General features: G+C 38.8%; 23 protein-coding genes. 18 read left to right on the top strand and 5 right to left on the bottom strand.

The genetic code is table 11. The annotated features are described in order from the left end of the window. Window positions 1-41 precede the first annotated feature (41 nt). On the top strand, window positions 42-542 hold the full coding sequence (locus N4627_RS06880) for a hypothetical protein (RefSeq protein WP_040530864.1): 501 nt from the start codon (window positions 42-44) through the stop codon (window positions 540-542). Between the two features lie 127 nt (window positions 543-669). Next, complete coding sequence (locus N4627_RS06875; RefSeq protein ID WP_260964400.1) at window positions 670-1647, top strand: Lreu_0056 family protein; 978 nt, start codon at window positions 670-672, stop codon at window positions 1645-1647. Between the two features lie 50 nt (window positions 1648-1697). On the opposite strand, the gene N4627_RS06870 is transcribed toward N4627_RS06875, so the two are convergent. Next, window positions 1698-3008, bottom strand: coding sequence for an LCP family protein (locus tag N4627_RS06870; RefSeq protein WP_373878835.1), 1311 nt, complete (start codon window positions 3006-3008; stop codon window positions 1698-1700). Window positions 3009-3346: 338 nt separating this feature from the next. Here N4627_RS06870 and N4627_RS06865 point away from each other — a divergent pair, with 338 nt between their 5' ends. The 3 genes from N4627_RS06865 to N4627_RS06855 all read left to right on the top strand — a co-directional run bounded on the left by N4627_RS06865 (window position 3347) and on the right by N4627_RS06855 (window position 7404). Next, window positions 3347-5491, top strand: a complete 2145-nt coding sequence (locus N4627_RS06865) for an SEC10/PgrA surface exclusion domain-containing protein (RefSeq protein ID WP_260964397.1) — start codon at window positions 3347-3349, stop codon at window positions 5489-5491. Between the two features lie 110 nt (window positions 5492-5601). Then, complete coding sequence (locus tag N4627_RS06860; RefSeq protein ID WP_003716792.1) at window positions 5602-6810, top strand: mannosyl-glycoprotein endo-beta-N-acetylglucosaminidase; 1209 nt, start codon at window positions 5602-5604, stop codon at window positions 6808-6810. An 81-nt stretch (window positions 6811-6891) separates the two neighbouring features. After that, complete coding sequence (locus tag N4627_RS06855) at window positions 6892-7404, top strand: hypothetical protein (protein ID WP_260964395.1); 513 nt, start codon at window positions 6892-6894, stop codon at window positions 7402-7404. Window positions 7405-7492: 88 nt separating this feature from the next. Here the strand turns inward: N4627_RS06855 and N4627_RS06850 are convergent, their stop codons facing one another. Next, the gene (locus N4627_RS06850; RefSeq protein ID WP_260964393.1) at window positions 7493-8026 is read right to left on the bottom strand and encodes a hypothetical protein; all 534 of its coding nucleotides are present in this window, start codon (window positions 8024-8026) and stop codon (window positions 7493-7495) included. Between the two features lie 563 nt (window positions 8027-8589). Between N4627_RS06850 and N4627_RS06845 the strand changes: the two genes are divergently transcribed. The 7 genes from N4627_RS06845 to N4627_RS06815 all read left to right on the top strand — a co-directional run bounded on the left by N4627_RS06845 (window position 8590) and on the right by N4627_RS06815 (window position 13930). Beyond that, on the top strand, window positions 8590-8880 hold the full coding sequence (locus N4627_RS06845; RefSeq protein ID WP_260964392.1) for a type II toxin-antitoxin system MqsR family toxin: 291 nt from the start codon (window positions 8590-8592) through the stop codon (window positions 8878-8880). Between the two features lie 14 nt (window positions 8881-8894). Continuing rightward, window positions 8895-9818, top strand: coding sequence for a type II toxin-antitoxin system antitoxin SocA domain-containing protein (locus tag N4627_RS06840; RefSeq protein ID WP_260964390.1), 924 nt, complete (start codon window positions 8895-8897; stop codon window positions 9816-9818). Between the two features lie 132 nt (window positions 9819-9950). Then, entirely contained in the window at window positions 9951-10349 is a 399-nt protein-coding gene (locus N4627_RS06835) for a hypothetical protein (protein ID WP_260964388.1), read from the top strand. 163 nt (window positions 10350-10512) lie between these two features. Then, window positions 10513-11631: an AI-2E family transporter gene (locus tag N4627_RS06830; protein ID WP_260964386.1), complete on the top strand. Its 1119-nt coding sequence runs from the start codon at window positions 10513-10515 to the stop codon at window positions 11629-11631. A gap of 365 nt (window positions 11632-11996) precedes the next feature. Beyond that, on the top strand, window positions 11997-12380 hold the full coding sequence (locus tag N4627_RS06825) for a GntR family transcriptional regulator (RefSeq protein ID WP_003716801.1): 384 nt from the start codon (window positions 11997-11999) through the stop codon (window positions 12378-12380). Further along, window positions 12358-13230, top strand: a complete 873-nt coding sequence (locus N4627_RS06820; protein WP_003716802.1) for an ABC transporter ATP-binding protein — start codon at window positions 12358-12360, stop codon at window positions 13228-13230. Before N4627_RS06825 ends, N4627_RS06820 begins: the two co-directional genes overlap by 23 nt. Beyond that, window positions 13223-13930, top strand: a complete 708-nt coding sequence (locus N4627_RS06815) for a hypothetical protein (RefSeq protein ID WP_040530881.1) — start codon at window positions 13223-13225, stop codon at window positions 13928-13930. The genes N4627_RS06820 and N4627_RS06815 overlap by 8 nt, the downstream gene beginning before the upstream one ends. A gap of 274 nt (window positions 13931-14204) precedes the next feature. Here N4627_RS06815 and proC read toward each other — a convergent pair whose 3' ends face one another. The 3 genes from proC to N4627_RS06800 all read right to left on the bottom strand — a co-directional run bounded on the left by proC (window position 14205) and on the right by N4627_RS06800 (window position 18058). Then, window positions 14205-14990: a pyrroline-5-carboxylate reductase gene (proC, locus tag N4627_RS06810; RefSeq protein ID WP_260964382.1), complete on the bottom strand. Its 786-nt coding sequence runs from the start codon at window positions 14988-14990 to the stop codon at window positions 14205-14207. Beyond that, a complete protein-coding gene (locus N4627_RS06805; protein ID WP_003716805.1) occupies window positions 14980-15702 on the bottom strand; it encodes a MucBP domain-containing protein in 723 nt (240 codons plus the stop codon). The genes proC and N4627_RS06805 overlap by 11 nt, the downstream gene beginning before the upstream one ends. Before the next feature lie 151 nt (window positions 15703-15853). Further along, entirely contained in the window at window positions 15854-18058 is a 2205-nt protein-coding gene (locus N4627_RS06800) for an ATP-dependent Clp protease ATP-binding subunit (RefSeq protein ID WP_098045331.1), read from the bottom strand. Window positions 18059-18290: 232 nt separating this feature from the next. Between N4627_RS06800 and N4627_RS06795 the strand changes: the two genes are divergently transcribed. From N4627_RS06795 to N4627_RS06770, 6 genes are all read left to right on the top strand, one after another. Further along, window positions 18291-18476: a hypothetical protein gene (locus tag N4627_RS06795; protein WP_003716807.1), complete on the top strand. Its 186-nt coding sequence runs from the start codon at window positions 18291-18293 to the stop codon at window positions 18474-18476. A 117-nt stretch (window positions 18477-18593) separates the two neighbouring features. Continuing rightward, a complete protein-coding gene (locus N4627_RS06790; RefSeq protein ID WP_003716808.1) occupies window positions 18594-18860 on the top strand; it encodes a phosphocarrier protein HPr in 267 nt (88 codons plus the stop codon). Further along, a complete protein-coding gene (ptsP, locus tag N4627_RS06785; RefSeq protein WP_191337231.1) occupies window positions 18860-20590 on the top strand; it encodes a phosphoenolpyruvate--protein phosphotransferase in 1731 nt (576 codons plus the stop codon). The genes N4627_RS06790 and ptsP overlap by 1 nt, the downstream gene beginning before the upstream one ends. 157 nt (window positions 20591-20747) lie before the next feature. Then, entirely contained in the window at window positions 20748-21965 is a 1218-nt protein-coding gene (locus tag N4627_RS06780) for a glycosyltransferase family 4 protein (protein ID WP_040530885.1), read from the top strand. Window positions 21966-21968: 3 nt separating this feature from the next. Continuing rightward, window positions 21969-22994 carry a glycosyltransferase family 4 protein gene (locus tag N4627_RS06775; RefSeq protein ID WP_191337232.1) on the top strand — a complete coding sequence of 342 codons (1026 nt, stop codon included), beginning with the start codon at window positions 21969-21971 and terminating at the stop codon, window positions 22992-22994. Beyond that, window positions 22994-24013 (top strand): lysylphosphatidylglycerol synthase transmembrane domain-containing protein, encoded by a 1020-nt coding sequence (locus N4627_RS06770; protein WP_260964373.1) that lies wholly within the window; start codon window positions 22994-22996, stop codon window positions 24011-24013. Before N4627_RS06775 ends, N4627_RS06770 begins: the two co-directional genes overlap by 1 nt. The last annotated feature ends 4 nt before the right edge of the window (window positions 24014-24017 follow it).

The following is a 24017-nucleotide window of genomic DNA, read 5'->3' as shown; positions in this document are numbered from 1 at the left end:
GATAATAGATGAAACAATTAATCAAGAAGGAGCATTATTATATGAAAAAAATTATGGCAACTGTTGCTGCTGGTGCATTAATGATTACTTTAGCGGGCTGTGCTAATTCAAGTAGTTCTGCTAAAAAGAGTTCCAGTAATGATGCATCTTCAAGTAAAGTTGTAAAAAGCGCAAAGACTTCAGGAAAAACTGCAGCTACTTCTACTAAGCAAAGTAAGAAGGTAAGTGAAAGTTCTTCATCTAGTTCAGAAATGAGTTCAAATAATTCGACTAATAGTGTTGCTACTGATAAGTCAGCTACTTCATCATCAGAGCAAAACACTCGTGGACAAATGACAGCACAAGATGCTAAAAATATTGTTAAGGAACATATTGGTAACCAATTAAACAATGCTGGTATTTCTGGTAAGCCAGCTACTGGATTACCGTCAATTGATGAAGTTGATGGATATACAGCTGTTCAAAACGGGGTTAATGATTGGACTGTGAGTGGTAATGGTCATTCATTCCGTGTAACAGCTACTTCGGTTACTGGAAAATAAGCGAATTCAATGAATCCATAATCTATGATGTAGGTTATGGATTTTTCTTTTGGCTTGAAAGATATTGCAGATAAGTTGAACTGTTTTATAATTACAGTGTTAAATATTAATTTTTGGGGGATCTTTAATGAAAAAGTTAGGTTTAATAATTGCTACACCATTACTTGCTCTAACTTTAGCAGCATGTGGTAATACAAATAATAACAATTCAGCTTCTAGTTCAAATAATACGAAGATTGCTAAAAAGTCATCAAGTGGAACTAGTGCTACTACGACTACTTCTAATAGTTCAACGCTTGACCCTGCGCACCTAACGCCAGCTCAAAACGCAGCATTAGTTCTTTATTATACTGGTGAACATATGCCAGGCGCTGATCAGAATGACTATTCTAAGGATATGGAAGTATCTGGTCAGGGAGCAGTTGTAAAAATCTATAATAAAGATAGTGTTCCAAAAGGTGAAGGACCGCTTTATAAGGACTACCCTGATGGTGCAGAGCTTTTATATTATGTAAAGCTTAATCAAAAGGATAGTGAACATGGGATAGATAGTACTTACTACACAATAGCTGGTAATAAAACTTACATCTCGGATAGTGATGCTGGTATATCTCCTGATGGGGTAACTAAGGCTGAAATGGTCGCTTATGCCAAGCAACACCATGCGGTTAGTCGAATTATGAATGTTGCTAATAATACTAAGGTTCAAGACATGCGGAACCAGTCTACACCAACGAATAATTCACATAATTTATCAACTCAGCAACTGGGAACTCTTGTTGCTTTATATCAAGAACCAGATTGGTTTAAAGATGGAATAAGTGATGGGATGATGTGGTATGGAAATGGTTCGGATGGCTTTAGCTATGTTACTGCTAATGGTGATCCGACTAGTTGGCTTTATTTTAAACGGAATGGCAATGACGTAACGATTAAATACGTTGATCCTAAAGAGGGTCAATCAGTAGCAGAGGCTTCGACCACAACGAAACACGTTACTGTATCGGGACTGCTTCGAGATTACTATACTAATCAGTCACAGAAAGATGAAGTTAATGGTTATGCTAATAAGCTAAAGCCAGAATCAGATTATAACGATAACTAATAAAAAAATATCATTCAGAATTATCTAAAATTCCGAATGATATTTTTTTATTATTCACGAGTTGTAGTTGGTTCTTGAACAGTACGTGCTGTAGTATTTTCAGAAACACGACCAGTAGTAGGAGTTCTTGTAGTTTGGTACTCACTACGGACGGTTGATTGTGTTCTTCTTTCTGTTTGAGGAACTTGGGTAGTAACCTGTGAGCTTCTTATTTCACCATAGGTTCTTGCACTATTAGAATAGATAGAACTTTGTTTTTGTGATGACGATTTTATTGATGTCTTACCACCAATAACATAATCGCTTCCATTACCACTACCTGGATCGTTATAACTAGCACCACCAGGAAGAATAAAGTCTGTATTAGTTACACCATTATAGGATGGTTGAGACTTGTACATTCTAGTTTCGTGGTTAACAACTTTCTTAGGTTTAAGACCTAGTTGTTTACGAATGAGTTTAGAAATACGATTAATTTCTTTTGGACTAGCAATTTGGAATGAGACGCCCTCAATTGTGGCATCTTGTCCTTGGAAATGGTAAGTTGTGACATTATCCATTGCAGCGTGGTAATTACCATATAGTGTAGCAATATCATCAACTGGAATATTTGTTTTTACACCATCTTTAACCGCATCAAGAATCTTATTTGCAGTTCCAATAGAACCAGATTTCTTGAACTTCTGAATAACACTCTCAATAATCTGTTGTTGACGCTTTTGTCGTCCATAATCATTATTTGGATCACTGTAACGCATCCGAGAATATTTAAGAGCTAACTCACCGTTAAGGTGTTGCTTTCCTTTCTTAAAGTGGTGTCCTTCGTACGTAAACGCAAAAGGATTATCTACGGTTACACCACCGACTGTATTAACAACCTTTTTTAAAACCCCCATGTTAATAACGGCATAGTAATCAATCGGAACATCTAACAGCTCGGAGACAGCTTTAACGGTCTTTTTGGGACCACCGATTGAATATGCTGCATTAATCTTTACGTATGTAGGACCTTCTTTAGTCGGAACACGAACTAGCGTATCACGAGGAATACTGGTCATAGTTATTTTCTTTGTTTTAGGGTTAATTGTAAACAATTCAAGCGAGTCAGTATTTCCACCAGTATTTCCACGATCCAAGGCACCGACATCAGTTCCCATTGCTAGGACAGAAACAGGCTCACCTTTTTGGAGCTTTTTGCTGATTTTACCATCGCCACTGCCAAAAATATTATTAGCAGCCGAATTAATCTTATGGTATTCGTAGCCACCACCGAGTAATACCAAAATAACTAGTGCCCAAATAATATTTTTAACCCAGCGAGGAGTTCGGTAGTGATGAACTTCTGGTGTATTTGGATTCATATTTGATGAAGTTCTCCGTGGGTTATTATTTGAAGACTTAAATTTTGGTAACTTAAATTTTGACATTTTGGATTCATGATTTTGCTTCTGATCCTGAGCTACCTTATCATGGATCCGTTGTTCCATCTTTTTTCGATATTCTTCACGTGTCTCGTGATTGTCATTCATATTTTGTACCTCAATTAAAAGTTTTTAACCTTATTAATATACTATAAATGTAAGGGTCATTTCAATTTGCTAATATTAGCTTAACAATTCTGTAAACATTTCGTTTTATAATATCAGTTAGTGTAGAATTATGATATAAGATTATTTCGACAAACTATGGGGGAAGATTGATGAATAAAAATCTTGTGAAAATAACGACAGTTGCGGCACTGACCACCGCAATAGGGATTGGGATTGCTGAAAATAATGTTCTCGCTGATACACAAACAACCGATTCCGCGACAAGTGTTAATTCTGATAATGTTAATAGTAATCAGCCCATTGTCAGTAATGTTGCTCAGCAGCAAGCTTCAGCGACAACTGCAGCACTTTATTCGGCCAATTTAAATACACAGAGTACCCAGTACGTAAACTTCTCACAAGGGTATACTCTTGATAAATTAAGGGGGATTTCTAACTCTACTGAAGCAAATGATTTTCAGCAGACAACAATTAGCGGGTTGAGTATGAATAATTACCAATCAGACAGTGTTGCCGCTAAAGAATATGTAAATGTTAATAACCTAAGTCCTGAACAAACGATCCAAATGAATCAGTATGGAGTAGGCTTAGTAAATCAAATTAGAAGTGAGTTTGGCTTGGAGCCTTTTCAATTAAATGACGAAACGATAGATCAGGTTCGGTCAATGGCGTTGGAATATCAAAATAAGAATGAATCATTAATGAATGGTCATTGGCATGATCCAGAAATTCTTAACAATCATAGTGAAAATATTGCTGCCCAACAAATTTATAATGATAATATAAATGGTTTAGCTGTTCGTCCTTTTGCAAGTGCTAAAGGGAATGAGTTTATCAATAATAATGCTATTCCTGTATTTAGTGTAACTACAATGGATGATTTAAGAGCACTAATTTACTATGGTGTAATGGGAATGCTCTTTAATGATGCTTCAGATAATTTTGGTCATGCACAAAATTTTTTGACTAATCCACAAAGAATTAATACGCTTGGGATCTACCCATCCATTACTAAATCAGTTGGTACGGGAACTTATAGTGATGGTTCGACATTTAACTTTAATTTGTTAAATGTTGATATGCATTTTATCTGGGCTGAAGGTGATAATAATTCTAGTACTGCTGAAGAATATAACACTCCTGGCTGGCATTTAATTGATAATGAATGGCGACATTTTGATCAGGCTGGACTATTAGAGTTAGGTTGGAAGTGGATCAACGGTAATTGGTATTACCTAGAACCGACAACTGGTAATATGCAAACTGGTTTGAAGAATGTTAATGGCAATGTGTACTACTTAAACAATAGTGGTGCGATGGTAACTGGTTGGCAAAGGGTAAATAATAATTGGTATTATTTCCAAAATAATGGTGCTGCGTTGACTGGCTGGCAATTCATTAACGGCCACTGGTATTACTTTACTAGTCAGGGGGTTGCTGAGACTAATTGGCAGTGGATTGGTAATCATAAGTATTACTTTGACTTAAATAATGCATGGGCACTGACCAATTGGCAGAATTTAAGTGGTAATTGGTATTACTTTGATGTAAATAATGCGTGGATGGATACGAATTGGCAATGGATCGATAATAATTGGTTCTACTTTAACCCTAGCTATGGTCAAATGATGACGGGATTGCAAAATGTTGGGAATAGTCTGTATTTCTTGAATACCCAACATGATGGAAGCTACGGAGCCATGCGGACCGGCTGGTGGAATATTAATAATAATTGGTATTTCTTCTATAATAATGGAGCTGCAGCAAAGGGATGGTTCCGGTCTGGTGCAGGAAACTGGTACTACTTTGGTAACGATGGTAAAGCGTTGACAGGTTGGCAAAAGATCAACGGGCATGGTTATTACTTTGATACTGTTAATGCCTGGGCAGTACGTGGATTTCAGTTGATTGATAACAGTTGGTATTACTTCGATCCAATAAATACTTGGCAGAATAGTGGCTGGCAATTTATTGGTAATAACTGGTTCTATATGAACTCAACGACTGGCCAAATGGAGAGTGGGTTGCAAACGGTTAACGGAAAGGTATATTTCTTAACCACTCAACATAACGGTTTGTTTGGAGCAATGACTACTGGTTGGCAAAAAGTTAATGGAAAATGGTATTACTTTGACGCTAGTGGCTCAGCATTAATCGGCTGGCAAAAGATTAATGGTCACTACTACCACTTTAAGAATAATGGTGAAGCGGATACTGGGGATGTTTACTTAACCAATAACGGACAAAGTAAGCTTTACCATTTTGATGAGCAAAATGCATGGTTAACTGAATAAGTTGATTAAGAAAGGTTGGCGTTGAGTCAGCCTTTTTGTGTTAGCTTGTTAGCTAAATAATTAAGTGCTAAAATGAAACCGTATTTTGTTACTTTTGGGGAGGAATAATCTTGAAAAAGAAATTATGGTTGGCTTCAACCACTGTTTTAGCAGGATTAGCGCTTGGAATTACTAGTGTTAGTGCTGATACTAATGTAAGTACAAATAGTAGCAATATGAATAGTACTACTGTTGCTACTACTAATAATGTAAATACAGATAGTAGTGCTGTATCGACTCAAGTAAGTAATAGTGATGCAGCAGTTACGAGTGCTTCTGCTGATACTAGTGCACAAGGTAGTAATGTTGCAAGTGAACAACAAACTACGACTGTTGCTCAGTCTGTCACAGCCACTACCAGTCAAGCACGAGCAGATTGGTACTCTGGTTATTCAACTGGCTGGCAATCAAGTCGGAATTATGATGGTACCTATGATTGGACTTATCGTAAGACTGATGGTACGCGAGCAGAAAGTGAATGGCTATTAATCAATGGTTCCTGGTACTATTTTGATGGTTTAGGTGAGATGTCAGCTAACGGATGGCATAGTGCTCCATGGCATGGGCAATATAACGAATATTATTTTGATGTTAATGGCCACTACGTAACAAATAGTTGGCATTCATATAATAATGGCAAATATGCATATCCAGAATATACATGGTCATATTCCAAGTCTGATGGCACACGAGCAGAAAGTGAATGGTTATGGATCAATGGTGCTTGGTACTATTTTGACGGTGCAGGTGACATGGTTGCTAATGGATGGCATGGTGCTCCATGGTATGGGCAATATAACGAATATTATTTTGATGTTAATGGCCACTACGTAACAAATAGTTGGCATTCATATAATAATGGCAAATATGCATATCCAGAATATACATGGTCATATTCCAAGTCTGATGGCACACGAGCAGAAAGTGAATGGTTATGGATTAATGGTGCTTGGTACTATTTTGACGGTGCAGGTGATATGGTAGCTAATGGCTGGCATGGTGCTTCGTGGAATGATCAATACAATGAATATTACTTTGATGTAAACGGCCACTATGTAACAAATTGCTGGCATTCATTCAGTAATGGCCATAACCAATATCCAACCTGGTCGTATTCTAAAGCAGATGGTACTAGGGCCGAGAATGAATGGTTATGGATCAATGGTGCTTGGTACTATTTTGATGGTGCAGGTGATATGGTAGCTAATGGCTGGCATTATGCTCCGTGGAATGGTGAATACAGGGAATATTACTTTGATGTTAATGGTCATTGCCTATAATTAAATCTAATTTAGAAGGCTGTCTGAATTGGCAGCCTTTTTGTTATACAATCAAATAAAAAGAGACTTGGTGAATTGAAAATGGATTCAGGTATTATTTCGGCTTGGGCTGATGTGGCTTCGGCTATTTTGGCATTTTTTGCTTTATTGGCAGCTTGCTATGCATGTTACGTAAGTAGAAAAGATTTAAAATATCGGTTAGATCCTAAGCCGAAACTTCATTTTTGTGTTGCATATGATTGTGAGGATGGGAAAGATGTTTATCAGTTAGTTTGTATTAATTCAGGTGATATGGCAGCAATTATTAATATTAAGGAGCCAAAGCCAAAAAGAACAATAAAATATATTCACAGAAATTGGCCATCAGCAAAGTTTGGTAATGAAGCTATAAATAGCATTATTGTCGATCCACATACTAAAAAGAAAATTTTCTTTGTTGATAAATCATTTTGTAATAAAGTAATTGGTGAAAAACGAAAAAATATAAATTACTGTTTGAAAATTTTTGAAGCTATTAATAAGATTGAAAGTGATCTTATTTTTGACTTTAATAAGAATGAAAATATTACTGTAAAAGAAGTACAGCATGTTTGAGCTAAATGTTTTATAAACCCAAAAAGAGGAATCAGCGCTAATTGCTGACTCCTCTTTTTGTGAAAGAATGCTATTTCCACTATTTTAATTATTCGTTATGACTTACCGTAACTCCGCTTGGCAATGCTCCTGACCAGTCTTTGTATTGAACTTGGGAACTTCCCTTGGTAGTGTAACGATCCATCCCGTCGCTATCAACATTGTGGGTAACTCCTTCAGAGTCAGTCCAAGTTGCGACATCGCCTAGACCAAGTTGAACTGATTTTTGTTCCTTAACGCTGCTTGATGAACTAGCAACTTTAGCTGGAGCAGTAACTTGTTGGTTAGCACCATTGTTAGTTGTATTTGCAGCCGAACTGGTAGTTACGTTCTTAGCGGAACTTGTGCTACTACTTGAAGATGCAACGTTTGTACTTGCTGAGTGGCTAGTAGCAGCTGCAGTTTTAGCACTGGTTGATGCTGACTTTTCACTCTTCTTGTGACTTTGCTTAACCACTTGTGAACTTGATGCTTCATGGGTCTTGTGCGATGTAGTTGTGGAACTGCCAACAGCACAACCACCTAGACCTAGTGCAAGTAAAATAACAAGTGAACTATTTAAAACTTTCTTATTCATCTTCATGGTAATAGCACTCCTTCCGGCAACGTTAATTTTAACGTTGTTGTTCTCTTTTAATGCATATATTGTAACATATTTGAAATGTTAATGTAAATGTTTAGCAATTAAAATGACCAATTTTGTAATGAAATGCAATGAAAGGGTAATAAAGGAAACTTAATTAATATTACTTGGCTTTTTATTGATTAAAATTATGTAGATATTGCTGAAGCTGTAGTGAGTACCACAAGAACACATAAGACTGTAATACCAGCGTATTGTTGGCGTTACAGGTTTTTGGTTACTTAAATGGGGCTGCTTTAACACGTTTGTTAACACGGGCAGATGTTGGTAAGTAGTTTTTGAATGGTAGAAGTGCTTGGATTGCTGGTGTAGCAAGCTTAGTCGTGGTTAAAATGTGTTAACTTTAGTGAACTGAATTATCTTAATCATATGCAGAATATCTTGATCATTTTGTGAACTTTGATTAGGAGACTTTATTATTTGATATTCGTGCTACTAATTAGTAGTAAAGGCATCACCGTCATGCTATAATGATATAGCAATAAAATACTAGGAGGATTGTAATGGAGGTTGGTGAAGCATTAGCAAGATTAAAATTTCTTGTAAATCATGATCGATTTTATATGGTTCAACGACAAAGCAGAATGGCAATGCCGGTTTCTGTAACTTTAGCTAAGGAAATTGTTAGACAGTTATCCATTAACGATTTTGTCAAACATGAACCTAATCGAAATAATCCATTACAATTTGTTTGGGTATTTAAAACTAGTGATGGACAGACTTATTACATTAAGTTTATATTTACTGAGAATAACCAAAAAGTGGTATTTATCAGTTTTCATCTTGATTATTAAAGGAGGAGGTTTATATGGCTTACCAAAAGAACTTCACAACTACTTATACCATTAACGGACATGAGTACACGGTAACGGCGCCGGCTCTTTTTGACAGTAACACCAATGAACTGATTCCGGATAAAGAGCTGGATGATCAAGCTGCCGAAATAGCTCGTCAACAATACCGTGATGAGATGGGATTACTGTCACCACAAGAATTAAAGCAATATCGTGCTAAGGTAGGACTATCTCAACGTAATTTAGCTGAATTAACTGGGTTAAGTCCAAATACAATAGCACTTTACGAGGCTGGTGCATTTCCTACCAAAGCCAATAATAGACTGCTAAAATCACTCATTGCTAATGATGATGTGCTTCAACAATATATTGCTGATGAAAAGAATGATTACTCTGATGAATTAATTTCGAAGGTGAACTCTTATCTAAGCAATAATGATGGTGTGGTTGGGTCACAAAAGGAGAAACCTAAGTTTACGGCCGTACAATTAGCTAATTGGTTACGAGTTGAAAACTATTTTGAAAGGGATAGCGATTTAAATATTGACCCATTGACACAAATGAAGGTCATTAAACTGCTCTACATTGCGTATGGGAGATTTTTAGCCGCAACCAGAAATAAATTATTTTCTTCAACAATCGTCCACTTCCAATATGGCCCATTGATAACGGAAGTACATGATAAATTTAATGGTCAAAGTGTTCTGGACATTGATAAGCCAGATAAAGAAGCGATGGATGACTATAACTTAGTTTCACAGGATGGCGAGATTGTAGATCTTCTAAGTAAAGTGAACGAAGATTACATTAACTACAACGCTTCTCGATTAAGCAAGCAAACTCATCGGGCAGGTTCACCGTGGGACTTAACCCCAGATCGGGAAGTAATTAAGGATCAGTTGATTTTTGATACGTTTAAGCGAGGGATAGAGGAATAGTTCTTAGCGACTCTAGTCAGCATTTATAACCATGAAAAGGCCTGTAATAACAGCATTTAACGGTGCTATTACAGGCCTTTTGTATACTATTTTTTGTATCTCCCCACCGTCTATATTAAAAATGGTAATGAGATGACTAAGGATGGTCTCAAACTCCATGAAACAGATTATTTCATTTATTCTAATCGATATGCGCGAGAACATGGTGCACGGAACTTTAAGCAAAAGACGGCTTACGTTGCACCAAACGACTTTATTGCTATGGCAGCTAAGCAAACCAACTACAAAGTTGACTGGTATCAGGCCTTGCTGACACGGGTTTACGAACAGCTGCCGGTGATTACCGAGGATGTTCAGGCAAGCGGTAATGTGAATGCCTACAATAGTAACAGTCGCTTTATTACGCAAAAAGGCAAAATCCTTAAAGAAAACCAACTAACGAAAAAGCAAAAAGAACTGCTTCATGATTACCGTCTTGTTCAGTACGATGTCACGGCAGGTAAGCACTATGTTGTTAAAACGATGAAGTAAGTAGTACTACAGATATGAATTTCAAGGTTAAGATTGCTAATAGAAAGGAATGAATTATTTTTCTCATTTACAATCAAACATCCTTAGTGTATGGTAGAAGGGATGTTGTGGCACCTGCTTTTACGAGGTGTCCTTTTATTTTGTAAATGTTAGGATTATTATAATGAATCGAGAAAAATTTTATCATTGGCTGTTTTGGCCGATTGTTTTTTTGACAATTGCGACACTAATATTTGTTTGTACCAAAATTCAGTTTATTTTTAAGCCATTTTGGACATTCCTATCAGTAGTTTTTGTCCCATTGCTGCTGTCGGGATTCTTATATTACATGTTGAACCCAATTCTGAATTTGATCATGAAGATCAGGATCGGTAAATTCCGGATAAATCGTGGCGTGGCTAGTTTACTAATTGTTGTCCTGCTAATACTAATTATCATTTGGGGAATTTCGGCATTAATTCCACCAGTAGTAAAGGAAATTAGCCAATTAGTTAATCACTTGCCGCAAACAGTTAATGGGCTGCAGAGTTTAATGAACGATACGATTAAGCATTCGCCGTTGAAACACGTGGATCTTAATGCATACTACCGTCAGTTTGATCATCAATTAGCCGCTTATGCACAAAAGATCTTGAAGGGGCTCTCTGAACGGGTTGGCGACATTATTGGAATGGTTACTAACATTACCGTTGTTACCATTACGGTTCCGGTAATGCTCTTTTACATGTTAAAGGATGGCTCAAAATTGGTCCCTGCCATTCAGAAGTGGCTTTCACCACACCACGCTAAGGAAGTTAACCAGTTGCTTGGCAAGATGAACAACACCTTATCTTCATACATTGCCGGACAAGTGATTGAATGTCTCTTCGTTGGCGTCTTTACTTCAATTGGTTACCTAATTATTCACGAACCACTGGCACTTGTCCTTGGGATTGTCGCTGGTTTGTGCAACATCATCCCCTATGTTGGTCCATATATCGGGATTGCCCCAGCACTATTTGTTTCATTGACAATGGCCCCGGATAAATTAATTTGGGTAATTGTCGTTGTTCTGATTGTTCAACAGGTTGATGGTAATATTATCTATCCAAATATTATCGGTAAGACCCTTAAGATTCATCCACTAACAATCATTGTCCTCTTGCTTGCTGCGGGGCACATTGCTGGGATTGCCGGAATGATTCTTTGTATCCCATTCTATGCTGTTCTTAAGACTGTGGTTGAATACATGTTTGATATTTATCGGATTGAGCATCCGGTGAAGGATGAACAGGGAGAATAATAGCTTTTTGTAATGTTTTATTAATAGATCTTAAAAATCCTGGAGGGTACTTTATAATACGCCTACAGGATTTTTTAAGTTTTAAAGAATATAAACTATTTGTTTTGTACCGCTTGGACAGCCTGTTCAGCAGTTAAGTTAAATGACTTCATTAAGCGTTGTTTGATATCTTGATTATCAAGACCAAGTTCTTTATTTTCCATTCAATTATATTCGGAAAGATTCCTATATATTATATAAAGAACGGCTAAAAATATAATTTAAACTATTTTTTATTTAAACTTGCAAAAGTTTTAAGGATCCTATATAGTTAGTTACATAAGCAATTAACCATATAACTAATTGGCTGTTAAGGAGATGATCTTTTGCAATTTCACTTTAACGAGTCAACACCGTTATACCAACAAATCGCAAGTCAACTGGAAGAAATGATTTTTACCGGTGGCTTTGATGAAGGGAGCCAGGTACCATCAACTACCCAGCTTTCCCAGCAATTACATATTAATCCAGCAACGGTTTTGAAAGGGATGAATATCCTGGTTGATGCGGGGTTGATTGAAAAGCACCGTGGACGCGGAATGTTTGTACGAACGGGGGCTCGACAAAAGATTATGGAAGAGCGTAAAGAAAGTTTCTATAAGGATTATGTCAAAACTCTCCTTGTGGAAGCACATAAATTAGGAATTAATAAGCAACATTTAGTCGAATTAATTGAGCGGGGTGAGCATGATGGAACAATTAAAGATTAGTCATTTATCAAAGAAATTTGGACGTCGAGTAATTCTTGATGATGTTTCATTCACTTTAGAGCCGGCAAAAATTTATGGCTTGCTCGGTCGAAACGGTGCGGGGAAATCGACTCTCCTAAACTTAATCAGTAACCGGATCTTTCCGACATCTGGTTCGATCAAGTTAGGTGATCAGGAGGTCAATACTGATCAAACTTTGGATAAGATTTTCCTTATTGGTGAAGATAACCTTTACTATAAGCAGGTAAAAATTAACCAAATGTTTGACCTTGCTGATGGTGCATACGGTAATTTTGATTATCAAAATGCTGAACAAATGCTTAAACAGTTTGAGCTTGATGGTAACCAAAAATTTGCCAAACTTTCCACTGGTCAAAAAACCGCTGCTAAGATTAGCTTGGCATTAAACGTTGATGCTGATTATATTTTTCTTGATGAGCCGGTATTAGGATTAGATGCTAACCACCGTGAAATTTTCTATCAAGAATTAATTAAGTCATACCAAAAGCGGCCACGGACGATCGTTTTGTCAACTCACTTAATTGATGAAATTCAACAATTGGTTGAGCATGTGATCTTGATTGATCGTCATCGGGTTCTTGAGGATGCTGATGTTCAGGATTTGCTGGACCGGGCATACGATATTTCTGGTCCTGCAAAGTTAGTTGATCAGTATACGGAAGGGTTGAACGTCCTTTCAACAACCGACTTGGGGAATATTCGGACAGCCCATGTCTTTGATCAGTTACCAGAAGATCGGATTCTTCCTGATCAAGTTCAGATTGGACACTATGATTTACAGCACTTATTTATCTACTTAACGAATGGAGGCCAACAAGAAGATGCTTAGTCATGAACAACGATTAGTAATTACCAATGTTTTTCATCGCCTCGGTTGGGCGTTAGCCGTTGCTGCTGCTTGGGCTGTCGGCGTAGTATTTTTGGGATATTTTGTTGAATTGCTAATTGATCGTCGTGTTGATTCATTTCTCGTTAGCTTGCAAGGAATTCCAGGAGTATTACCGCCAGTATTCACAATGATTTTACTCGGTTATTTCTTAATTACTGCTTATGATGATTTTAAGTGGACAATTCAAAACGGGATTTCACGAAAGACCCTTTGGTGGGGACGATTGATTGCTTTAGCCCTTGCTACCATTGGAATTTGGGTGGTTAATAACTTATTAAGCTTGTTTGACCACCCGCTAGCAAGTTGGCAGGCGATGGGGATGCAATTATTAGTTCTTCTTTCTAGTACGTTAATTTTTCAAATGATTGGTAATGGCTTTGGTTTGCTTAACCGGACCTGGAAGTGGATTGTCGGCATCGGCCTGCCGATCCTATTTATCATTTTCTTGGTTGCACTTATTCGGGCAATGATGAGCCTTAATATTGGTTATCAACATAATGAATGGATCGGTCCTAATAGTGCTCTTTGGACGATTCTTAGTTCTTCCAGCACTTGGTGGATCATTTGGGGAATCACCATGGTTATCGTCATTTTCCTTTCCAAGTTCTTCAACGATAAAATGCAATTGAGAAGGGATTAAGGAAAGAGAGTGCCTTCGCTCCAAAGAGTTTCCGGAAAGCTAGCAATTTCTCCTGACGAAGGCGACTCGCGCCTAGGAAGGAGGTTGCTAGCTCTAGGAAACTCGAGCGAAGCACGTTTAGACTAAGTTGCCTAGAAAAAGCTAGACAGAGATTGCGGTCACAGCAAGCACCCTTTTCGCCTTCCATTACCCAAAATAATTTAAAACACAAACAATCCCGTCACTAGTCATTTAACCGATTAGTAACGGGATTGTTTTTTAAAATTTACCATTCTTATTTTCCGGCTGCCTTGTTAATTGCATCAATTACTGCATAGCGGAACTGATTCTTTTCCAAGGCCATTACACCCTTAATTGTTGTACCGGCTGGTGAAGTAACTTGATCACGAAGTTCAGCGGGAAGTTTGTTAGTATCAAAAGCAAGTTTCCCGGTTCCCTTAACCATACTTGAAATCAAACGATAAGCTGTTTGTCGATTCATTCCGTTCGCAACGGCACCATCACTCATGGCATCCATGAAGACATCCACAAATGCTGGTCCACACCCGCCAATGACGCCAACAATATCTAATTGATTTTCACTAACTGGGATCACATCACCTAATAATTTAAGGAAAGCGATAATCTTATTTGCCTTTTCATCGGTAATCGCTTCAGGAAGAGCTAGCCCAATTGTTCCTGCATTAACGGCAACCGGGGTGTTGGGAATCATTGTTGCCACTGTAGCATTGGTAATCACTGATTGTAATTCTTTCAATGAAACACCAGCAGCTGCTGAGATAACAGTTGTTGAGGCGGGAAGCTGGCTTAATTCTTGAGCGATCTTTATTGTGATCGGTGCGGGGGTAGTAAGCACAACGAAGTCAGGATTAGCATTAACAACATCTTGATTATTATTAACGACGGTAAAGTCGAGATCTTGTCCAAGTTTGGTAACCCGAGGATTATCTGGGTTTTCGCCAATGATATTAAACTGGTTCGTATTTACGAGTCCCTTAATAATTGCGGACCCCATATTACCGACACCAACGACTGCAATTGTTTGTTGATTAGTCTCCATCTTGATCCTCCAATTTGACATAGTTGCCGGTAATAAACATTCCATTACCGACTTTGTACCAGATAATTTCATCATTATCACTCATCTTACCAGTGATCGTGATTTCTTGACCATCCTTAATTTCGCCAACTTTATCACCATATGGTTTATTAAAAGCGTCAATTGATCTTCCTGGAAGATAGTCAATCACTGCTTTTGTCTTCTTCATTGGAATTACTGCCATATTGTCAGCAAGCTTAGATTGAAAGTCTTCATCTTCGGTTTTGAATGGGTTATCCACAATTGTCATTTTGTCGTATTTTACCCATTGATCACTGCCAATTTCGTACCAAAATTCTCCTGATTTAGTTGCAACGCGGTGAAAGGCCTTCAGAACAATATCGTCCGGGAAAGGAGTGCCAACTTGCATCCCGTTCGGCATATCGTAAACTGCAGTAACCGCATCGAGGTGGAGATACATTTCGATCGATTCCACTTCACCCCAGTTTTTATTCCGATAATAAACGTGAATGCTATGTGGCTGATCATCAAATTTTCCGGTTAATTCCCCCTCACTTTTGACAAATTGGTAACCGTCGAATTGCTTCTTTTTAACGGAATATTCTTCTCCCATAAATCCCCGTAAGAGTTGGGGGACAACCAGGTTTTCTCCAGTATCAATATTTGTGTAGTAGACCCAGATTGGGTTTCCTGTTTTGAACTTATCTTCCATCCTTTTCACCCCGTCAACTATATTTACTTTTCATTATAGCATTGATAAGGTGAAACCTCTGTGATGAACAGGTTAACAAAGTGTAAAAAAATAGAAGACTGGAAAAACATGTTTTTTCCCAGTCTCCAATAGATTATTCGTAATTTAACTTTTAATCAGTAACTTTATCTGCCTGTGGTGCGGCAACAACAGTAATATTACCATCTTTATCTAGTTGTGCAGCAAGCTCGTGAGCATCATTGTGATCAAGAACATAGTCAGCAATTCGATCTTCGATTTGTTCTTGAATTACCCGACGAAGAGGACGCGCACCCATCTTTGGATCATACCCCAAGTCAACTAACTTCTCATCAACATTTTCAGGAACAGTAATTGATAAGTCACGGTCAGTCAGCATCTTGTTAACATCGCTAATCATCAGGTTAACAATCTTCATCAAATTATCCTTGCTGAGGGCATTGAATTGAACAATGTCATCAAACCGGTTCAAAAATTCTGGCTTAAAGTAGTTGGTCAATTTATCAATGATTGAGTGAGTACTTCCAGTTGACTCAGCACCAAAACCAACGCTAGCTTGAGCATCGCCAGTTCCGGCATTAGAAGTCATGATAATGATCGTGTCCTTGAAACTAACGGTCCGACCTTGTGAATCGGTTAATCGACCATCATCGAGGATTTGTAAGAACATGTGCATAACGTCAGGGTGAGCCTTTTCCACTTCGTCAAGCAAGATTAAGCTGTAAGGGTGACGACGAACTTGTTCAGTTAATTGACCAGCTTCTTCATAGCCAACATAACCTGGAGCCGCACCAATAAGTTTTGAAGTAGATGTCTTATCCATGTATTCTGACATATCAAAACGAATCATTGAATCCTTAGAACCAAATAGTTGAAGAGCAAGTTGCTTAGCCGTTTCGGTCTTCCCAACACCAGTAGGACCAACGAAGAGAAAACTACCAATTGGCCGACCAGACTTGTTTAAGCCAATCCGGTTCCGACGAATTGCCCGCGCAATCTTATCAACTGCTTCAGTTTGGCCAATGACATGTTCGTCAAGCTTCTTATCAAGATCCCGAAGTTGGTTTTCTTCTTGTTTTTGCAGATCGCCGACAGGAATATTAGTCTTTTCTTCGACAATATCCTGCATATCCTTAACGGTTACCGTTGCGGATTCCTCAGAATGATTTTCTTCTGCTTCCTTCTTTGCCTTTTCAAGCTTGCTTACTTGATCCCTATAAAAGGCAGCTTTTTCATAATCTTGGTTATCTGCTGCTTGTTGCTTATGTGCTTCAGCAGTGTGAATTTCGTTTTCAATTGCGTTTGGATCAACATTCTTTAACGTTAAATTCTTCCGTGAACCCGCTTCATCCATTAGGTCAATTGCCTTATCTGGCAGGAACCGTTCTTGAATGTAGCGATCTGAAAGTTTAGCGGCAGCCACGATTGCATCATCCGTGTACTTAACGTGGTGGTAATCTTGGTAGCGGCCTTTAATCCCGTTAAGGATCCGGATCGTTTCATCAACTGAAGGTTCATTAACTTCAACTGGTTGGAAACGCCGTGCAAGGGCAGCATCCTTTTCAATCTTTCGGTATTCATTAAGGGTAGTTGCACCAAGAAGTTGGAAGTCGCCACGGGCAAGGGCAGGCTTCAAAACGTTTCCGGCATCCATGCCGCCTTCAGCATTTCCGGCACCCATGATTTCGTGGATTTCATCAATGAAGAGGATAATGTTCTTGTTCTTCCGCACTTCGGCCATTAATTGTTGCATCCGCTTTTCAAACTGTCCCCGAATCCCGGTTCCTTGAACAAGGGAAACAACATCAAGCCGAATGATTTCTTTATTAGCAAGCTTTTCTGGTACTTCACCGGAAACAATCGCAGTAGCTAAGCCCTCAACGACAGCAGTCTTACCAACACCAGCTTCACCGATTAAAACTGGGTTATTCTTAGTCCGGCGATTAAGGATTTCAATAACTCGCTTGATTTCGTTATCACGACCGATAACTGGATCAATCTTTCCTTGGCGAGCAAGGTCGGTTAAGTTAATGCCGTACTGACCAAGGATTCCCTTGCCGCGACCACCGTTACCGCCTTGTCGTTGGTTTTGACCGCTAAAAGCAGCCCCATTACCAGCAGCTTGTTGACTTTGCATATTATTCATGGCATTCATGAAGTCTTCGAGGCTTCCAAAACCGAAATTATTCATTCCGTTACCTCCATTCATCATATTTGTTTGCATGTTTTGTAATTTTTGATAGCAATTTTGACATAAATCGAGTTGAACTCGTTGGCCATTAAGGTTCATTTGTAAATGGATCGTTGCAGGATTCTGATGACAATTTTGACAAAGCACCGCAAAATACCCCCTTAGTAAAATAGATCCGACCATCGAAAAGGAAATTATTATCTTTGACCTTTCCTGACCATTGATGTTAATTATACTTACTTTTTGTTTGACTGCAAGCCAAATGAATTGGTTTAAGAAAAAATTAGTCAAACTTTCTATTAAATTTTAGCACTCTTGATAGATGAATGCTAAAATAAGGGTGGTGAAAAAGTCAGAGATCCTTTAATGAGGTGGTTAAATGACGGAAAGAGATTATCAACAGGAACTTGAGGATTTGCATTCGGGAAAGATTAGTCATTTTGATATTACTCCAGAGGAATTTCAGGCATTTCAGCCGGTTTTTCATGGTTATCAATACCGGACGCAAATTGAAGCGGAAGCCCATCGTGGGGGAACGCTTACATATCGATTAAAAAAGCGATGATCAATCGTTGAGAGAACTTGTAATTAAAGTTTACAATTGCTAAAATAAAAGCAATGAAATTATCAGGGCCTGGCCACTGACAATTTGCTAATATGCTCGAAGGAGAATGATTTAATTATGGAAAAACGTGATTTTACAATTACATCTGAAACAGGTATTCACGCTCGCCCAGCAACTATCCTGGTTCAAGCAGCTTCTAAATATAATTCTGATGTTACCCTTTCATACGAAGGTAAGAGTGTTAATTTGAAGTCCATCATGGGTGTTATGTCACTCGGTGTTGGTCAAAATGCTTCAGTTACCATTACTGCTAAGGGTGACGATGAAAAGGAAGCTTTGGATGCCGTTGCTGAAACAATGAAGAAGGAAGGCTTAACAGACTAATGTCCACACTTTTGAATGGCTTGGCGGCGAGCAGTGGGATTGCTATTGCTCCTGCCTACCTATTAGTGGGACCAGATTTATCTGTTAACCAACAATATTCAGCAAATGAGAATCATGAGGTCAAACGGCTTCATGATTCTTTTACTTTAACGCTGAATGAAGTTCAGACAATTCGCCAGCATGCCCATAAATCATTGGGGAAGAGGGCAGCGGCAGTTGTTGATGATCAGCTGGCAATTTTAGATGACCGGTCCCTCCATGCTGAAATTCTTAAAAAAGTTAATCGTGACCATTTATCTGCAGAATGGGCAATTAAGAAAACTGCAGATGAGCAATTAAAAATTCTCGAAAAAATGAACGATAATGACTATCTTTCGTCGCGAGCAACGGCAATTAAGGACGTTACTAAAAGAGTGCTTAGTCATTTGATGGGGGTTGAACTTCCCGATCCAACTCTTTTGGATCATCGGGCAATTTTTGTAGCTCAAAATATTACACCAACTGATACCGCACAGTTTGACCGGCGATTTGTTGCCGGACTTGTTACTGATGACGGGGGTAGAACCTCTCATTTTACAATTATGAGTAAGACTCTATCGTTACCAGCAGTTGTTGGGACCGAGAAGGCTACTAAAATAATAAAAAATGGCGATTTACTGATCGTTGATGGGATTCATGGCAAAGTTATTGTTGATCCGTCAGAAGAGGAAGTAGATCATTATCAGCGATTAGCCGCCCAATTTGATCGCGAACAACAAGAGTGGGGGACATTAAAGGATGAACAAACCGTTAGTACCGATGGCCGCCACTTTAAGGTTGTTGCTAATGTCGGAACGCCAATTGATGTCCTTGATGCTCGGCAAAATGGGGCTGAAGGAATTGGCCTGGTTCGGAGTGAATTTTTGTATGCGAGTGGTGATCGACTTCCCAGTGAAAAAGAGCAAACACAAGCTTATAAACAATTCTTAACCGAAATGCCAGGGCAACGAGTAGTGGTCCGCACGCTTGATATTGGTGGTGACAAGAATCTGGGGATGCTAAAGCTGCCTCAAGAAAACAACCCGTTCCTTGGCTTTCGTGCAATCCGAATTGGCCTTGCTAAGCCTGAGATTCTTCGTCCACAATTACGGGCACTCCTTCGTGCATCTGTATATGGACGGTTAGCAATCATGTTTCCAATGATCGCGACGGTTGAAGAATTTTGGCAAGCACGAAAAATTTTGGATGAAGAACGGCAACGACTATTAAATGAGGGAGTTCAAGTAGCAGATAACATTGAAGTCGGGATGATGCTTGAGATTCCTTCAAGTGCCGTGATGGCAGATGCCTTTGCCCGTGAGGTGGATTTCTTTAGTATCGGCAGTAATGATTTAATTCAATACTTATTTGCAGCTGATCGGGGGAATCCTCGCGTGGCCTACCTTTATCAAGAATTACATCCGGCCGTTCTTCGTTTAGTTAAGAAAGTTATTGACGCAGCTCATGCTGAAGGTAAGTGGGTAAGTATGTGCGGTGAAATGGCAAGCAACCCATTAGCAACCCCATTGTTAATGGCGATGGGATTGGATGAATTCTCCATGAATAGTAGCAGCATTTTGCATATTCGCTCATTAATTAATCAACTTAATACTCGTCAATTACAACCGCTAGTTCACAAGGCTCTCAATGCGACAACTGCTGCCGAAGTTGAACGATTGGTTCGTCAAGCAGTCCCTAAAGTGATCGAATAAATCCTTAAGTGATCTTAATATTTGACAAAAAAACTTGTTGTTGCTGATTGAACAGTCTACAATTGTCAGGATACCTTTTTGCGGATCATTAGATGCTTTTGTATAATGATCTTACGATTATTTTAAATTGAGATTAAAGAAAAAAGGAGCAATTAGCTTGAAGATAGGTCTTTTTACAGATACATATTTTCCCCAAGTAAGCGGGGTCGCGACGTCGATTAAGACGCTCCGTGATGAACTAATTGCTCAGGGACACCAGGTATATATTTTTACCACAACGGATCCTAAAGCAAAGGACGATGACAAAGAAAATGGGATCTATCGTTTTCCAAGCATCCCCTTTGTGTCATTTACGGATAGACGAATTGCCATTCGGGGTGCTTTTCGTGCAATCAAGATTGCAGAGAAGCTTCAATTGGATATTGTTCATAATCAGACCGAATTTTCGTTGGGGGTAATGGGCAAAGTTGTTGCTCATCACCTGAACATCCCTTGTCTTCATACTTATCACACAATGTATCAGGACTATCTTCATTACATTGCTAATGGCCATATTCTAAAGCCAAAGGATGTTGGTCGATTAGCCCATATTTATCTCCATAATATTTCTGGAGTAGTGGCACCGAGTGAACGGGTGTTAGAGACAATGCGTTCTTATAATGTTGACGCACCAATTCGGATTATTCCAACTGGGATTAACTTGCGAGTATATGGTCAGCGGGATTCTCTTGAAGAGAAGAACGCTCTCCGTGCCAAGTGGGGGTATAAGCCAGATACACCAGTGCTTTTATCGTTAAGCCGGCTTGCATTTGAAAAGAATATCCATACCTTAATTGAAGCAATGCCCGATATCTTAGCTAAAAAACCTGATGCTCAGTTACTGATAGTTGGGGATGGACCCGCAAGAGAAACTTTGGAACGACAGGTTCGGCACCTGCATTTGACTGATCATATTCAGTTTGCGGGGCAGGTTGATAATGATGATGTTCATCATTACTATCAAATGGCAAATGTTTTTGTTTCTGCGTCTGATTCTGAGTCCCAGGGATTGACATATGATGAAGCATTGGCATCCGATTTGCCGATTGTGGTAATGCGGAGTGAGTATACTGATGAGTTAATTGATGACCCAGCTATTGGGGTTAGCTTCCAAAAGCGGATTGATCTTGTTAATGGTGTCCTTCGTTACCTTAATAATCCGCGGACGCCTGAGGAACAGAATAAGCGTGATGCAAAATTACACGAGATTTCTGCAGAAGTATTTGCTCAGCGGATTCTTAAATTTTATCAAGATTGCCAAGAGACAATGGCTGAGAAGCAATCTAGTCAATCAAAGGGTACATTTCGGAATCTTTTTCATCGATCGAGGAGTTAAGTAATGTTAAAAATTACCATGTTTTCGTCTGCCGACAAGGTTGCCGGACAAGGGGTCGGCAGTGCTTACTTGGAATTAATCCATCTCTTAAAAACTCGCTTTGCCGATCAGTTTGACATTGCGATTAATAAATATCGAAAAAGCCAGATCAGTCATTACCACACGATTGATCTGCCCTTTTATTTCTCAACATTTTCTAAAAAGCGGGGACGGAAAATTGGCTACGTTCATTTCCTTCCCGAAACTTTAGAGGGAAGCTTACAAATTCCACAACCATTTCGTGGAATCTTTTATCGGTACGTAATCGCCTTTTATAAGCGGATGGATCACTTAGTTGTCGTTAATCCATCCTTTATTGATAAGCTAGTTGCGTACGGGATTCCTCGTGACCACGTGACTTATATTCCTAATTTTGTTGACTCGGATAACTTTTTCCCGGTTGATAAACAAACTCGGCAAGAATATCGGAAAAAGTATCATCTGCCAGCAGACAAGTTTGTGGTTCTCGGAAGCGGTCAGATCCAGGAACGAAAAGGAGTTCCCGATTTTATTAAACTGGCCCAACAGAATTCCAATATCCAGTTTGTGTGGGCAGGTGGCTTTTCGTTTGGCCGCTTAACTGATGGTTACAGTGAGTTAAAAAAAGTTGTTGATAATCCACCGACAAATTTGCTGTTTACGGGAATTGTTAGTCGAAAAGAAATTGCAGAATTAAATAATGCTGCTGACTTATTCTTACTTCCATCATTCAACGAACTATTTCCAATGTCAGTTCTTGAAGCATTCAGTTGTGGTACGCCCGTAATGCTTCGTGATCTTGATTTGTATCATTCAATCATTGATGGGGATTACGAACCGGCGAAGGATGTCAGTGAAATGCAAACTAAGCTTGTAGAACTCACCCATAATCCGGAAAGATTGAATTACTTACGGGAACGAGCAGTTGAAACTTCAAAGCGTTACTCGAAAGATCACTTAGCAAAAGTTTGGGATCGCTTTTACCGTCAACAAGCAAAGGAGGCTAATTAATGAGCCGGCGTAATTGGGGCGTCCTGGTTATGATGCTCCTGATTGGGGTGGGGATTTTTGTATACGCCTTACGTGACATTAATCTTCATGTTTTGATTCAGGAATTTAATACGATCAATTGGGGATGGATGCTTGTTGCGGTTATTTGTATTTGTCTTTACCTCGGATTGGAAGGAGTTGTGGTAAAGATATTTATGAAAGATCGCTATCCAGATTTTACCTGGAAAGACTCATTTCGGTTACCTCTAATTGAACAGCTATTTAATGGGATTACTCCATTTTCAACTGGGGGACAGCCTGCACAACTGGTGGCGATGCTCCAATCTGGTGTGGATGGCGGAATTGCTAGTTCCGTTCTTTTAATGAAGTTTGTTGTCTTTCAAGCGATGATTGTAGTAAACTTTCTTATTTCGCTATTAATTGGTTTTCATTATATTGAAGAAAAACTTCACGCATTAGCATTATTAGTTGTCTTTGGCTTTACAATCCACCTTGCTGTCATCGTTGGCTTGTTGATGGTGATGTATTGGTACCACTTTACTAAAAAAGCAACGAACCTGCTTATTAAGCCGCTTGCATTATTTATGAAAGCCAAACGATACGAAAGAATGAAGATTCTTTTGAACGAGAAAATTGATTCTTTCTACCAGGAAAGTCTAAAAATGAAAAAGGAATATGGTAAGTTAGCAAGAGTATGCATCGTCACAATTGCTCAGCTCTTTTTCTACTACATTATTCCGTATTTCATTCTTCTTGCTTTAGGCGTTCATCATATTAACTTCATAATGGTAGTTAGCCTGCACGTGTTAATCTTTATGGTGATTTCACTATTTCCAATTCCTGGAGGTGCAGGAGGGGCAGAATATAGTTTTTCCGTTTTATTTGCTAGTTTTGTCAATTCGAATACTAAATTGATTTTAGCAATGCTTCTTTGGCGGTTATTAACGTATTATTTTGGGATGTTTGCTGGAATAATTGCTTTAATCGTTAAGCCAAACCGGGTTCAACATCGTAAATGAGTTT

The organism is Limosilactobacillus vaginalis (genome assembly GCF_025311515.1).
Taxonomy (GTDB): Bacteria; Bacillota; Bacilli; order Lactobacillales; family Lactobacillaceae; genus Limosilactobacillus; species Limosilactobacillus vaginalis.
The sequence above is the reverse complement of the archived record's forward strand: the minus strand, read 5'-3'. Positions and strand labels throughout refer to the sequence as shown.